This window comes from Paenibacillus sp. 1182 (genome assembly GCF_017833915.1).
Taxonomy (GTDB): Bacteria; Bacillota; Bacilli; order Paenibacillales; family Paenibacillaceae; genus Paenibacillus; species Paenibacillus polymyxa_D.
This window is the reverse complement of record NZ_JAFICR010000003.1, coordinates 87,068-101,337: the sequence shown is the minus strand read 5'-3', so window position 1 is coordinate 101,337 and position 14,270 is coordinate 87,068. Positions and strand designations below refer to the sequence as shown.

Here is a 14,270-nt window from a genome sequence, read left to right as displayed (position 1 = left end):
GGGCACAATCCCCTTGATACCACTATATACGTTATTTTCCAGTCGTCAATAATGATGATCTGTCTTTAATGTTTATAAAAAAAAGACTTGCCATCCTGAAATGTTGTGCTTATAATTACACCTAACTTGATACGGTAACAAATTTCAATGACGAGAACGAGTAAGCTATACAGCGGATTTGCAGAGAGTTGGGGCAGGTGAAAGCCAACATTCCGAGGGTAGCCGAACGCCATCTCTGAGAAGCGGGCTGAACCTGAAGTAAGCTCTGCCGCCTTTCCAGCGTTAACCGGAACACGTATTGATGGATACGTGAACAGAGTGTCATTTCGTATGGAATGAAACTAGGGTGGTAACACGGGTATAAACTCGTCCCTTTACAGGGGCGGGTTTTTTTGTTTTTCAAAAAGGAGGAAATCATCATGACAAATGTATCGACAGCAGTATCTATAACCGATTTTTTGACTCCAGCTGTACGGGAAATGCCACCTTCAGGCATCCGTAAGTTTTTTGAATATAGTACAGGCAGAAAAGATATTGTATCGCTTGGTGTCGGTGAACCTGACTTTGTAACCCCTCAACATGTCAGAAAGGCCTGTATCACAGCACTGGAAAATGGTAAAACATCATACACACCGAATGCTGGACTTCCCGAGCTTCGTGAGGAGATTGCCGGGTATCTGGAGAGCAGCTTCAGCACATCCTACAACCCGACAGATGAAATCATGGTTACCATTGGAAGCAGTGAAGCACTGGATTTGGCACTACGCGCCCTGATCACCACACACGATGAAATACTTATTCCGGCTCCATGTTATATTTCGTATTCGCCCATCACGTTTCTGAACGGAGGACATACCGTAACGGTTGAAACCTCTGCGGATCAGCAGTTCAAGCTAACAGTTGAGGCACTCCAAGCCAAGCTGACTCCACGTTCCAAAGTGCTTATTCTCTGTTATCCGAATAATCCGACGGGTGGGGTGATGACCTATGAGGATTGGTTGCCGATTGCCCGCCTGGTTGAGGAGCATAATCTTGTCGTTATATCAGACGAAATATATGCTGAACTGACCTATGGACAGAAGCATGTAAGCTTCGCTTCTCTGCCGGGAATGAAAGAGCGTACCCTGCTCATCAGCGGCTTTTCCAAAGCATTTGCGATGACAGGCTGGAGGGTCGGCTATGTGTGCGGCCCAAGAGAGTTGATTTCAGCTATGCTGAAGATTCATCAATATACCGCCATGTGCGCTCCTATTATCGGGCAAATTGCCGCTATTGAATCCCTGCGTAACGGGCTAGAGGAAAAAGATCGTATGATGGAATCTTACAATCTGCGTAGAAAATGGTTCGTTGAAGGCCTATGTCAGACAGGACTGCCATGTCACGAACCAAATGGTGCCTTCTATGCTTTTCCCTCCATTATGCACACAGGGTTAAGCTCAGAGCAGTTTGCCAAGCGGTTGCTGGAAGAAGAAGGAGTCATTACTGTACCCGGTTCTGCATTTGGCCCAGGCGGCGAGGGCTTTATCCGTTGCTCATATGCGTCATCGCGAGAACAGTTGGAAATGGCTTTGGAGCGCATTAGCGCATTTTTGAAGCGCCTGTAAATGCGATTTTTCCTATCTTGAAATGAACATGAGTACTGGATGAACCCTACTGTAACAGCTTCTGAATAAGCTTTTTCTGGTGTGCTGGCAAGCCTTCCGGCCATTCCCCTACACGGCAATAACAAATGTCGGAGATTTCGGCGCTTGGTCGGAAAGTACCCGGGATAACCCGGCCTGTGAAAATGAGATCCACACGGTTCGGCGTCTGACCAAACTGGGCTTGTGCTAATGAGGTGATCTCTACCTCCAGCCCGGTTTCTTCTCGGACTTCGCGCTGTAGTGCGATTTCCGGCTGCTCTAGCTCCATCCAGCCACCGGGAATTCCCCACGGTTGCTTCCGGTATACGTGCTTTAATAGCAGCACTTCCCCGGCATCATTCGTAAAAATGCCCAACACAGCAATCAAAAATTTGTGCTGCGCCCGATACACCAATGCATTTTTCAATCGAGTGAACGGCGTGTGCTTATACATGAATACAAGCCAATCCCGTGGAATTTTATTTACCAGCTTAGCCAGCATCGTGCACCTCCTGTTGAGCATTACGGCTGTATAACTGAGCATTTTCCGCATCAAAACAAACAAAAATAATCTCATTCAAAGCCGAATGTTCACGTACAAAACGTGTCACTTCCTGTATAGCAATATCCGCCGCCTTTTCTTTCGGGAAACAGTAGATGCCTGTGCTGATATTCGGAAAAGCAATGCTTCGTGCATTCAGTTCTAAAGCTAATTGGAGTGCATTATGGTAGCATTTCGCCAATAGCTCCTCTTCCCGATGGTCGCCACCATTCCACACAGGGCCGACGGTATGAATAACATATTGGGCATCCAGCTTGCCAGCTGTGGTATAAACTGCCTCTCCTACGGGACATCCACCCTGCTTGTTTCTGATACTTACACAATCTTCTAAGATAGCCGGACCGCCAGCCCTATGAATCGCGCCGTCTACGCCACCGCCACCCAGCAAGCTTGTATTGGCTGCATTGACAATAATATCCGCCTTACAACGGGTAATATCCCCTTGCAACACACGTATTGTCACGTTCAATAGTTCAATTTGGGTATCCATTGATCCTCTCCCTCTTCTAAAAATCAACTCGTTTATATAGTCATCTTATAGTCTCTACAGGCAATTTCTACTATATCGTCATAGGTTTTTCAACATATAGTGCTTTAGATTTTTCCCCCGTGCGCTTGCTACTGTAGCTAATAACGGCGTATCTATAAGCTCATCAAAGCTGCTGCCCTGCGTATATTCCCGTTCAGACATGTGCAAAGCGACGTCCAATTCAATCATGTTGAAGTAGTAGACTTCTGTAAATATCAGTTCATAAGGCACAAAATCATCTGCTGCTTCCGTTGCCAGCCCCCCATTAATCTCTCCCTTTAAAATCAGCTCCTTCTTCGAATAATTCATATGCACATGGTCCAAATAGATCGCATCTCGTCCATACAATACTCCAATCGGGGTTTGAACGGCCTTTATCTGTGGCATCCACGCTCCCCTCCCTTCATCTCTATTTCCCATCCAGCAACATAAGTGCGGTCGCAACCGCATGATCCACAAAAGAACGCTCTGGGCGTGATTTCATCATCACGGTAATCCCGATTAACAAAGAGACCAACATATGCGCCAAAGCCCGTGCATCCATAGTCGCCTCAAGCTCCCCAGATTGAATACCACGTTCGAGGGTCTCCTGAAAGACAGCAGAAAGATACATTTGATGTTCTCTAGTTAAAATTTCGAATTTTTCATCATGAGGGGCTAATTCTACCATCGTGTTGATGCAAAAGCATCCCTTATTGGGTCCCTCCTCGTACTCTTCTGCCACCACTCCTCCAAAAAAATTGTAAAATGCTTCTTTTACAGATGAACTATTTTGCAGTTTAGCCCTTACACAAGCTGCATGAGATTGCGTATATTTGCGCAGCGCGGCTTCGAATAATTGCTTCTTGTCTCCAAAAGCAGCGTAAATGCTAGGACGCTGAATTCCCATTTTTAAGGTTAAATCGCTTAAAGAGGTAGCCTCGAATCCTTTTTCCCAAAAAATTTGCATCGCTGCATCCAACGCTTGATCTTCATCAAATTCCCGTGGTCGAACCATAAGCAACTCCTTCTTTTTGTATCGTTCAGTATATTAAGATTGTATGATTACGAAAAGGAACTGTCAAATATGTACAGGATAAACTCTTGACATAACATATATGCACGAGTTATATTGACCTAAATTAATTACATACCAATCGGTATATTATACTTAACGGTATGTAACTTACAGAAAGCGATGTGGTATGTGAAAATGAAGACGTCAGAAGAAAAAGCGGTACTCTTCCCTCATCAAACGGTAGCAGGTGCTACCGAAACAGCCCCCCTTCCCTCCCTGTCCCGATCTGTGGCACTCCTATTTGCCATAGCCTGCGGGCTGGCTGTCGCTAACATTTACTATGCACAGCCACTGTTGGATGCGCTGGCAAATGAATTTGGCATTACGCACTCATCGGTAGGCATGGTCATTACCATCACGCAAATTTGTTATGCATTAGGTTTATTGCTGCTCGTCCCGCTTGGCGATCTTTTGAATCGACGGCGGCTGATTGCTGGGCAAATGCTACTGTCCGTGCTGGCATTAATCGTGGTTAGCTTTGCTCCTACTCGTACAATACTACTTATGGGAATGGCAATGGTTGGACTGCTGGCTGTAGTTACTCAAACACTCGTGGCTTTCGCCTCTACCTTGGCTAATCCGACTGAACGGGGTAAGGTCGTAGGTCTGGTGACCAGTGGAGTCGTTATCGGCATTCTGCTTGCACGAACCGTGGCCGGTGTATTAACTGATCTGGCAGGCTGGCGTTCAGTTTACCTTGTTTCTGCTATACTTACGCTGTTTATGGCTGTAGCTCTGTTGCGGGTGTTGCCAAAGAACGAACCCACGAGTGCGACACTTTCCTATCCGCAGCTGCTCCGATCGGTTATCTTGTTGTTCGTGCAAGAACGAATTCTACGCATTCGCGCTGTCCTTGCGTTGCTCATTTTTATGGCATTCAGCATATTGTGGACTTCGCTTGTGTTACCTCTCAGTGCCCCGCCTCTATCTCTTTCACATACAGCCATCGGAGCCTTTGGCCTGGCTGGAGTCGCCGGAGCATTAGCAGCAGCACGAGCAGGGCGTCTTGCTGATCAAGGCTTGGGACAACGGACGACAGGTATCGCACTCGTTGTATTGCTGCTGTCCTGGTTACCTATCCGCTACACCGAGCATTCTTTGTTCGCTTTAGTTCTTGGCGTAATACTTTTGGATTTGGCCGTACAGGCTGTACATGTCACCAACCAAAGCTTGATTTTCAATGTTCGCCCTGAGGCACGGAGCCGACTTACCGCAGGCTACATGATATTTTATTCCATCGGTAGCGCCACCGGGGCTATTGCTTCCACTCATATGTACATCTATGCCGGATGGAACGGGGTGTGTCTATTAGGAGCTGGTGTCAGTGCTCTGGCTCTCATCTTTTGGGCTGTGACCCGACGTTCAACTTGATGGGGAGAATGCTATGGATTGAATCAGAAAAAACCGCCGGGTCCACGACAATGACCGGGTGGTTCTCTTCTGTCACGACAAAATCATCACTTGATTGCGATATAAATCAAAACAGGTTCATCAGGACTGCCATACACTTCAAAATCACCTGTGTATGTCCGCTCCCCTTGTCCCGTGGCAGCCCACTCCCAGATCGTCTGCCATACTCGGAAGATAGAAGAGGGTTCCTGAGTTGTCTGAAAAATGGCGTAGCGTGCAGCCGGAATAACAAGTTCTTCAAGATCGTCAGGAGTTTGGAAATCAACAGCCGCTTCCTTCCCGATAAAGAATGTATACTCGCCCAAAGCTCCATTTTCATAGTCAGTATAGCAACCATAGACGGAAGCAGATCCTTCATGCCCCCTGATCCGACCTGGCACACCCTCGCTCCAAAAACGTTCCCACATATTTGGAATGATCCCGTGAGATGTTTGTTCCTTCTGATTATTTGTACGTGCTTTTAGTCCAATTAAATGGATTTCACCTCGGTATTCCTCCCGAATGGGTCCATCAAGTTGAAGCTCTGTATCCTCTAAAGACCTCCACCTTTTCAAATGCGGTAGGTAATTACGCAGCATCGAAGTCGCTTCTTCTGCCTGCATCCCCTCTTCTACCAGGATAGGCACACACTGCTGAATCATCCCCTCCATAGTCAATTCAGGCTGTACAAATTCGCCTTCCTTGTAACAATACTTGCAATACTCATCCGTTTTATGATGTTGTGCATCCGTTCCATATTGGTCCTCATGCTCCAGCGGCATCCCACAACTTTGACAAGCTTTATCCATCCTCGTAAATCCCCTTTCGCTATCTGATATCAGGTATGCCACCAGTATAACGAAACAAACCTGACAACTATGGGTCAGGTTTGTTTTACTTTAATCTAAGAATTCCTTTATGATTCCCGAACTTCTTCGTAATTAGACGCAATACGCAGCGCCATCTTATGAATCTTATCCCGCAAATGGGCTGGTTCTTTGACAACCACATCCGGTCCCAGGCTTAAAATAAATCCGTACGCCCATGCATCCTCAGGAAACGGGACCGAGACCGTATAGATCCCTTCCTCCTGCTCGGTCAATGCTTCTACGCCAAACCAGTCCTCCGCCAGATGCCTTGAGTTACGGTTAAATTGTAGCGTAAATGGTTGTACGGCCCTGGATACCTCCATCCGCCCCTCATTCCACGGCAACACTTCATAAGAAAGATCCCTGCGAGCAAAAACGGTCTCTGTAACCACAGGGTCACTCATGCGGGAAAGCTTGAATAGACGAAACTGCTCCCTATCGGGACAATATGCATATACAAACCATTGTTGTCCTTTCAGAACGAGCGTATGCGGTTCAACATTCCGTTCTGTAATGGCTCCCCCCGCATTTCGATAGGTAAAGGCGACAGTGCGCGCTTGGCTCATTGCTTCTTTTACCTTTATCAATTTGCCTTCCTGCGCAGCCCGATTTCCCCATCCCGAATGATCGACGATAAACTGTGTGGTATGGACACTAAATTGCTCTTTCCCAGACTCTGGTATAATACTTTCAAATTTATGAAGTAACCGCGACACATTCGGGCCGCCCAACGACGAGGACAAACTCTGCAGCCCCATTACAATGTCCTTGACATCATGATCCGTCAACATACTGCGATCCAGGCGGTATCCTTCCATCAAGCCGATCCCCCCATTGGCTCCCTGATAAGTCACCACCGGAATACCTGCCATACTAATCGCTTCAATATCTCTATAGATCGTCCGGATCGAAACCTCATATAAATCAGCCAGTTCCTTCGCTTGTATTCTATTTTTCTTTAGCAGCAAAATGACGATAGAAAGCAATCGGTCAATTTTCATTTTTTCAAAACCTTTCACCATTAATAAAAATAAGCGATGAACTCCTCATCGTATTCCTTCATCTTACTCTATCTCTTATCTTGGGATTTAGCAAAAATCCAATGAGCGACTTTCAATGAACAAGATATAGATCGAAATGGTTTAGTTCGTCTATATCTTGCACTTCGGAGCGACTAGTATCGAATTTTGCAAAATCCGGATCTAAAATGAATCTGTTATTCTTCAATTAAAATAACCTCAGGTACTCTATCCAGCCGAATAGAATGCCTGAGGTTTCAATAACTCCTTACAAATTATGATTCGTAGCGCTTCAGCACAATGACCGCATTATGACCACCGAAGCCGAAAGAATTAGATAGCCCAATATTTAGTAGAGCCTTGCGCGCTTCGTGAGGCACATAATCCAGATCGCAAGCCGGGTCCGGATTGTCCAGGTGCATCGTTGGTGGAATGATGCCCTCCCGTAGGCTTTGCACAAGCGCAATCGCTTCGACCCCGCCCGCAGCTCCCAGCATATGACCCAGCATGGACTTATTCGCAGTAACCGGAATCTGATAGGCATAGTCGCCAAACAGTTTGTGGATTGCCAAAGTTTCAGCGGTATCCCCTACAGCTGTACTCGTTGCGTGGGCACTGATCACGTCCACTTCTTCCGGGGAGATGTGAGCCGAACGAAGGGCCGCTTTCATCGCCAAGTAAGCTCCGGTTCCTTCGGGATGCGGTGCAACCATGTGATAAGCATCCGAACTCGCTCCATAACCGATGACCTCACCATAGATTTCCGCACCACGTCGGATAGCGTGCTCCAGTGACTCCAGTACCAGAATACCTGCACCTTCGCTCATGACAAAGCCGTCCCGATTCTGATCAAAAGGTCGACTTGCTATGGAAGGCTCCTCGTTACGTGTGGACAAGGCAGTCGCATTAGCGAAACTTGCCAAGGCCAATCGGGACACCGCTGCTTCAGCTCCACCGGCAAAAATGACATCCGCATCTCCTGTACGAATCGTCCGAAACGCCTCTCCAATTGCTGTATTCCCAATAGAGCAAGCCGTCACGGGGGAAAGCGTAGGTCCCATCGCTCCAAACGCGATACTAATTTGAGCAGCAGCCATATTTGAGATCATCATGGGTACCAGCGTCGGGCTAACTCTGCCCGGTCCACGCTGTAGCAGTACATCTACATTGTCCACCAACGTATCCAAACCGCCGACTCCCGATCCCACATAAACACCGACACGCTCCAAATCGGTGTGATCCAGTTCCAGACCGGAATCCTTGAGCGCTTGCTCTGCCGCATATAGTGCAAACTGAGTAAACCGATCCATTCGTCTAGCATCTTTACGTCCCCATTGCTTTTCTGCATCAAAATCCTGTACCAGTCCAGCAATTTGTGCTTTCAAATCGGACACATCGAATGTATCAATTTTACGTATACCTGAATTGCCTTCCAGCAAATTCTTCCACAACGTGTCCACTTCATTACCCAGTGGGGAAACGACACCCATACCTGTTATCACTACTCTTTGCATAAGCTATTCATTCCTCCTGCTCGGTGACTTACTTATAATCCTCATTTTACCCTCGCCTTATCCTATTACAAGTGTTTGTTTATCCTGGTATAATGAACACTACTATAGTACACGCCTTATTGGCTCACTTCGGATATACCCATTGAATGGAGAGAAGATACCTATGAAAACGGAAGCACGTCTGGAAGCACTATCTGTTTTTCTAAAAACAAAAAGAGCCCGCCTACACCCACATATGGTCGGTCTCCCCCAAGGATCACGTCGCAGAACACCAGGCTTGCGCAGAGAAGAAGTCGCTCAGCTGGCTGGTGTCAGTACGACTTGGTATACCTGGCTGGAGCAAGGACGAGATATTAAGGTGTCCGCCTCTGTGTTGGATGCTATTGCTGCCGCATTGCAGTTGAACACAGACGAGCGCAAATATTTGTATGATTTGGCGATCGAGGCTGGGTCTCACAGCCTTCCTGCTCCTGCAGAGCAAGCCGTCATTTCCCCCTCTCTGCAAAAGATCGTACAAGAGCTGCACTACTGCCCTGCTATTATTTCAGATCGGCGCTGTCATATTGTCGGCTGGAACGCCGCTGCTGCTCATGTTTTTATGGATTTTGCCGAGCTACCACATGAGCAACGCAATATGATTGAACTGCTATTCACCAAAAAGGAGTTTAAAAGTCTAGCTGTGAATTGGGAACACTTTGTAAAGGGGTTCCTTGCTATTTTCCGCGCTTATTATGGGCAATACGTGACAGATCCCTGGTATGCACAATTTATACAAAATATGAGCCAGGCCTACCCGGAGTTTAACGAGCTTTGGAATCAGAGTGAAGTAAGCTCCGCGCCGGAGGTACTCATTGAATTTCGTCATGCGAAGGCTGGCAAAATGCTATTTGACCTAACTTCTCTTCAGGTACAAGGCAGTGTTGATCTCCGTTGCAGCATCTACACCCCCAATGCGCAAACCTCAACGGAAAGCAAACTCCAAAAGTTAATGGAAGGCAGCTAAAGGATTTCATCCCTCCTGTTATGAAGATATCATTTTCCGTCCATACTACATCTACGATCTGTGCAAAAATAGATGCCACGTATGTGACAGAACCAAGAGCTTCAACTGTGCTACTACCAGGAGGGAGGGAATCATCATGAAAGCCAAATCGACAAGTTCCCCGCACATACACAATCAAGCGCCACTGCCTGTTCCGGTGCAATTTGATCGAAGCTGGCAGGATGAGCTGGACCAACGCCTACGCAAAGGTGGCCCTTGGGGAGATTGGAATCTGTATCAGCTGGCCATTGAGGCAGAAAAAGTCAAACTGGTGCCGAACTTCGATGAGCTTCAATGTCTACAGCATTTGCAAGACCTCACTCCACTACCCCATCAGCTGGATACCGCTCGGAAGGTACTGTTTCAAATGTCCGGACGTGCCATTCTTGCCGATGAAGTCGGCCTGGGCAAAACGATCGAAGCTGGAATGATCCTAAAGGAATATCTGGTTCGCGGGCTGGCTTCCAAAGTGCTTATTCTTGTACCCGCATCCCTGGTCCTACAATGGGTGCGTGAGCTGAACAGCAAATTCGGTATTCCCGCTGTCGCCCAGAAAAAAGCGTATTCTTGGTCTTCCGAGGTTGTCGTGGCCTCTATGGATACTGCCAAGCGAGAGCCCCATAGTAACATCCTGCTAGATACCGATTATGACCTGCTCATTATAGACGAGGCCCATAAGCTGAAAAATAAAAAGACATCCAACTACCAGTTCATTATGAAGCTGCGTAAAAAATATTGTTTGCTCCTGACAGCGACACCTGTACAAAACGATCTGTCTGAGCTGTTTAACCTGATTACACTGCTCAAGCCCGGTCAATTGGGAAGACATGGCGATTTTTCAGCCAACTTTGTTGTAGATAAACGTCTGCCCAAAAATGAAGATCAGCTCAAGGATGAGCTGTCTAAAGTCATGATCCGCAATCGTCGCGGAGAAGGCCCAGTTCAATTCACCAAACGAAATGTTTCCAATATTCACTTGGAACTTTCGCCGGAAGAGCAAGCGCTGTACGATGGGGTAACCTCTTTTGTCAAAGAGCAATACCAGGCGAATGGCGGAAATTTAAGTAGCATGCTGTCTCTCGTTACCCTTCAACGGGAAGTGTGCAGCAGCCGGGACGCTGTGTTCGTGACGCTGGTCAATTTGTCTAAAAAAATGGCTCCAGACTCTCCCCTACGCGATCGTGTCTGGGATTTGGTTGCACACATTAAAGCGATCAAGGCCAATTCCAAAGCAGAAAAGGCGCTCGAGCTTATCCGTCAGATGAACGAAAAGGTGATCATTTTTACAGAATACAGAGCCACACAGGAGTATTTGCTGAACTATTTCCGTGACCGTGGCCTATCTGCTGTTCCTTACCGAGGCGGTATGAACCGTGGACGCAAGGATTGGATGATGGATCTGTTCCGTGGGCGCATTCAGGTCATGATTGCCACCGAAGCGGGTGGTGAAGGCATTAACCTGCAATTTTGTCACCATATGATTAACTTCGATTTACCGTGGAACCCCATGCGCGTGGAGCAGCGGATCGGACGGGTGCATCGACTTGGACAGACGCATGATGTTAATATTTTCAACTTGTCCACAACCGGAACGATTGAGGAGCATATCCTACATCTGCTGCATGAAAAAATAAATATGTTTGAGATGGTCATTGGCGGATTGGACGTTATTCTGGAGAAGTTTGAGAAGAAAGAATCCATTGAAAAAAGTTTGTATAAAATCATGCTTGAATCCAGTAGCGATGATGAAATTCGCAAAAAAATGCAAAAACTGGGCCACTCGCTGGATTCCATCAAACAGGAAATGGAACAACTGCGCACAGACCAGCCAAACACCGAGAACTTATTAGGCTTAGCAGGCAATACGGTTCCTCCGGGTAAAGCTCGACGCAGTGTGAAGGGAGGTCGCTAGTTTGACCATGGATGCACAGCAAGTCCAGCGTTTTGTCCACACCTATCTGGAAGCTACCGGATGCAGTGTCATTGAGAGGTCACCCCACCATGTAACCGTCAAGCTTTCTCCAGAAGCGGATAAAGCCTTAACAAACCGGCCCTACTATTGGGGATACGTGGAGCGTACTGGCGTTCCAGCGCAGACGATGTCCTTCACCTTCATCTTTGATGGGGAAGCCTATCGCACAGAACAGGAACGTTTAGCGGACCATACACCCCCAACTCCAGCATCAGGCAACGCAGCACAAGATCAGGTCATGGGGCGTTACTTCGGTCATGTACCGACGTTACCACAATTGGGACCTGGACGTATTTTGCAGGAGGAGCTTCGATATGGAAGCCGTCGGCTGCACCAAATTTTTGAAGCCGCACGGGATGGAGGAAAATATGTTTATTTGTTTGAGCAGCCTGATGCCCGTCAGTTGTCTGCCCGCTCTCCCGTAGTCTATGAAGCTTGGCTCAGCATCTGCTATAAAATTGAATTCGCTTGCGATTTGAAGCGTGAGGAACTTCATTGGCTAGGTATTTCGCTCAAAAGCGGCACCATTGTAACCGATTTTGGCGCCATGCTCGAAACCCGGCAGCTCAGCCCGCTGCTGGCGGGCAATATGCATGTACAGCCTGCCAAGCTATCTGTCCCGGAAGCTTCCACCTCGCTTGAAAGCTACCTCACTGAACAACTCCGTCAGCAAGACTATGGTTGGGCTGAGCAGGCGAAGGAACGATTGCGCGAGGAATTGGAGGTCATTGACCACTACTACGAAGATCTAATCAAGGAGCAGAAAGAGGAAGAGGAAAAAAAAGAAGCCATATCCGAGCAGCATCAAGCCCGCCGTAAAGAAATGGTATGGCAATATGAGCCAAAGGTACTCGTATCCGCCATTAACTGCGGGATATTTCATCTGCGGTAACCGATATCTCTCGCTCCTTCGCAGGAAAGTTGCAGAGATATCGTCAGCTTGTAACATCTTGCTTCAGCCTACATCAGTTTCCGCTGCTGTAACCACAAGTTTGGTTAAACATGTCCCCTATGTATCGACAGCAAAAAGCGAACCTGGATATGACATTTACGCCGACAAGGTGCAGCAGTCTTTTTATGGGACAGGCTGTATGCTGGATAAAAAAGAATGCCTCCGTCGGGCAATCAAGCCGACAGAAAGGTGGATACCATTGAAGAAGAGTCATTCCGGGCACTATAGCATAGGTATGATCGCAGCTGTTCTGATCGGCCTGTCCGCAGTCTGTCCGCTCACTTCCATTCATGCGGCTCCCTCAGTCGCTCAAGACAACAATTTAAACTCGGAGTCTCTTTACAACGATAGCTCGCGGGTTCCTCCATTGGAATCCGCGAGTCCTGCTACTCCTTCCCCTTCCCAGGATGACGTTTCAGCAAGTTTTCCTACACAGGAGCAAGGCGTACCTACGGGCGTAAAACAAGCTGCGGACAACAAGATACAATCCTTATCGTTCCAACCCCCTTTTTCCTTGTGGAAAGATGCTGAGCTGAGCTATCATCCGCTCGGACCTGGAACCCATAGTTGGCTTGTTCAAGTAAACCGCGCAGGAGAATACATCGGCTACCTGATTATCGGATCAGACTCAAATGGCGCATATCAACTCAACGAATATGGGAATGGTCCAGGTGGACCTTATAGTATGGATGTACTTCGCCAATCTCTGGTGTCGCTCACAGAAACCGATCTTTCATCTATCGACAAGCTGCAAATCACACCTATGTATGAGGAACCGCTACTAGCCTACTGGCTGGTGCGTTCCTCTACAGGCAGCCAAATATGTATTGATGCTGTAACTGGCGATCCGTTACCTGTAGAAGTGGCAGATGGGAGTTGGAAACATAAGCTTCAGAACAACGTATTCTCTTCATCTGTTCCCTTTTTGAAAACACAGGCGCAGGCGGTTACGGTCTTGTCTGCTCCTTTCGATCCCTATGACGACCTGGGGTGGCTTCAACCCAAACAAAAGCTTTCCGTCCGTAACACAGGCCAATTTATGGATACACTGAGTATTTCGCCGCGTATTATATTTTCTGCCACAGGTATCAATTTTGCCTTTGGGGGTCCCTTATCTATTAGTGGGTATCAGTCCTGGATATCCCCAGGTCATCCGTCCCAATCCAATTTATATGCGTTAACCTACCATCATGGACTTTCCCGATTTGTACCATTAAAAAAGTTATTATCAGCTGGCGAATTCTATCGTTTGGACTCCTAGTTATAAAGAAACATGATAATGATTCGGAATGATCTCTACAACATAAAAAGAGACCTCAAAATGGCATACCCTATGCCTCTTGTGGTCTCTTTGGCGAGTTTAATGTCGCTCCCTTCGCCCTCTGCGTGTGGATTTCATCCACATTTTCAGAGCGAGAGGCAACATGCCAAACCATTTGCTCCCCCACGGCTCTCTGGCTTGTTTTTGACTGCGCCGAACATCACGCGGCGTTTCCATATAGCGAACAATCCGCTGCGTAATATACGTCACCAGTTCGTCACTTTTCGCCATCCTCCATAACCTCCTCCAATCTGCGCCTATTATTTCCATTTACATTGCTTGGAAATATCGGATTCACACGTTAGGTGCAGATAAAACTAGCTTGCTCATTTTCCAAAAGGTCTAACCCCTGTGGAAATAACTATGCATGGTTTCCCTTAAATGGAACATACTATCTTCAACATAACAGTTACCCCAAGGCT

General features: G+C 47.3%; 14 protein-coding genes and 1 other annotated feature. Of the genes, 6 read left to right on the top strand and 8 right to left on the bottom strand.

The window, feature by feature from the left end:
- Positions 1–138: 138 nt before the first annotated feature.
- Positions 139–377: a binding site (T-box leader), on the top strand.
- 42 nt (positions 378–419) lie between these two features.
- Positions 420–1,604 (top strand): aminotransferase class I/II-fold pyridoxal phosphate-dependent enzyme, encoded by a 1,185-nt coding sequence (locus JOD82_RS06150; protein ID WP_069011351.1) that lies wholly within the window; start codon positions 420–422, stop codon positions 1,602–1,604.
- Positions 1,605–1,650: 46 nt separating this feature from the next.
- On the opposite strand, the gene JOD82_RS06145 is transcribed toward JOD82_RS06150, so the two are convergent.
- The 4 genes from JOD82_RS06145 to JOD82_RS06130 all read right to left on the bottom strand — a co-directional run bounded on the left by JOD82_RS06145 (position 1,651) and on the right by JOD82_RS06130 (position 3,710).
- A complete protein-coding gene (locus JOD82_RS06145) occupies positions 1,651–2,124 on the bottom strand; it encodes an NUDIX hydrolase (protein WP_069011350.1) in 474 nt (157 codons plus the stop codon).
- A complete protein-coding gene (locus JOD82_RS06140; protein WP_069011349.1) occupies positions 2,114–2,674 on the bottom strand; it encodes an O-acetyl-ADP-ribose deacetylase in 561 nt (186 codons plus the stop codon). Before JOD82_RS06140 ends, JOD82_RS06145 begins: the two co-directional genes overlap by 11 nt.
- Before the next feature lie 78 nt (positions 2,675–2,752).
- The gene (locus JOD82_RS06135) at positions 2,753–3,100 is read right to left on the bottom strand and encodes a hypothetical protein (protein ID WP_245231561.1); all 348 of its coding nucleotides are present in this window, start codon (positions 3,098–3,100) and stop codon (positions 2,753–2,755) included.
- A gap of 22 nt (positions 3,101–3,122) precedes the next feature.
- Entirely contained in the window at positions 3,123–3,710 is a 588-nt protein-coding gene (locus tag JOD82_RS06130; RefSeq protein WP_029516743.1) for a TetR/AcrR family transcriptional regulator, read from the bottom strand.
- Positions 3,711–3,905: 195 nt separating this feature from the next.
- On the opposite strand from JOD82_RS06130, the gene JOD82_RS06125 reads away from it, so the two are divergent.
- A complete protein-coding gene (locus JOD82_RS06125) occupies positions 3,906–5,141 on the top strand; it encodes an MFS transporter (protein WP_069011348.1) in 1,236 nt (411 codons plus the stop codon).
- A gap of 86 nt (positions 5,142–5,227) precedes the next feature.
- Here JOD82_RS06125 and JOD82_RS06120 read toward each other — a convergent pair whose 3' ends face one another.
- The 3 genes from JOD82_RS06120 to fabF all read right to left on the bottom strand — a co-directional run bounded on the left by JOD82_RS06120 (position 5,228) and on the right by fabF (position 8,561).
- A complete protein-coding gene (locus JOD82_RS06120) occupies positions 5,228–5,968 on the bottom strand; it encodes a zinc ribbon domain-containing protein (protein WP_029516741.1) in 741 nt (246 codons plus the stop codon).
- A 107-nt stretch (positions 5,969–6,075) separates the two neighbouring features.
- Positions 6,076–7,029, bottom strand: a complete 954-nt coding sequence (locus JOD82_RS06115; RefSeq protein WP_039270185.1) for a helix-turn-helix transcriptional regulator — start codon at positions 7,027–7,029, stop codon at positions 6,076–6,078.
- Between the two features lie 293 nt (positions 7,030–7,322).
- On the bottom strand, positions 7,323–8,561 hold the full coding sequence (gene fabF, locus JOD82_RS06110; protein WP_069011347.1) for a beta-ketoacyl-ACP synthase II: 1,239 nt from the start codon (positions 8,559–8,561) through the stop codon (positions 7,323–7,325).
- A 163-nt stretch (positions 8,562–8,724) separates the two neighbouring features.
- Between fabF and JOD82_RS06105 the strand changes: the two genes are divergently transcribed.
- The 4 genes from JOD82_RS06105 to JOD82_RS06090 all read left to right on the top strand — a co-directional run bounded on the left by JOD82_RS06105 (position 8,725) and on the right by JOD82_RS06090 (position 13,788).
- Positions 8,725–9,564: a helix-turn-helix transcriptional regulator gene (locus tag JOD82_RS06105; protein WP_023988057.1), complete on the top strand. Its 840-nt coding sequence runs from the start codon at positions 8,725–8,727 to the stop codon at positions 9,562–9,564.
- A 136-nt stretch (positions 9,565–9,700) separates the two neighbouring features.
- Positions 9,701–11,515, top strand: coding sequence for a DEAD/DEAH box helicase (locus JOD82_RS06100; RefSeq protein ID WP_069011346.1), 1,815 nt, complete (start codon positions 9,701–9,703; stop codon positions 11,513–11,515).
- 1 nt (position 11,516) lies between these two features.
- Positions 11,517–12,467 carry a YqhG family protein gene (locus tag JOD82_RS06095; RefSeq protein ID WP_029516737.1) on the top strand — a complete coding sequence of 317 codons (951 nt, stop codon included), beginning with the start codon at positions 11,517–11,519 and terminating at the stop codon, positions 12,465–12,467.
- 58 nt (positions 12,468–12,525) lie between these two features.
- Complete coding sequence (locus JOD82_RS06090; RefSeq protein WP_245248921.1) at positions 12,526–13,788, top strand: hypothetical protein; 1,263 nt, start codon at positions 12,526–12,528, stop codon at positions 13,786–13,788.
- Between the two features lie 99 nt (positions 13,789–13,887).
- On the opposite strand, the gene JOD82_RS06085 is transcribed toward JOD82_RS06090, so the two are convergent.
- On the bottom strand, positions 13,888–14,079 hold the full coding sequence (locus JOD82_RS06085; RefSeq protein ID WP_029516735.1) for a YqzE family protein: 192 nt from the start codon (positions 14,077–14,079) through the stop codon (positions 13,888–13,890).
- Positions 14,080–14,270: the final 191 nt, after the last annotated feature.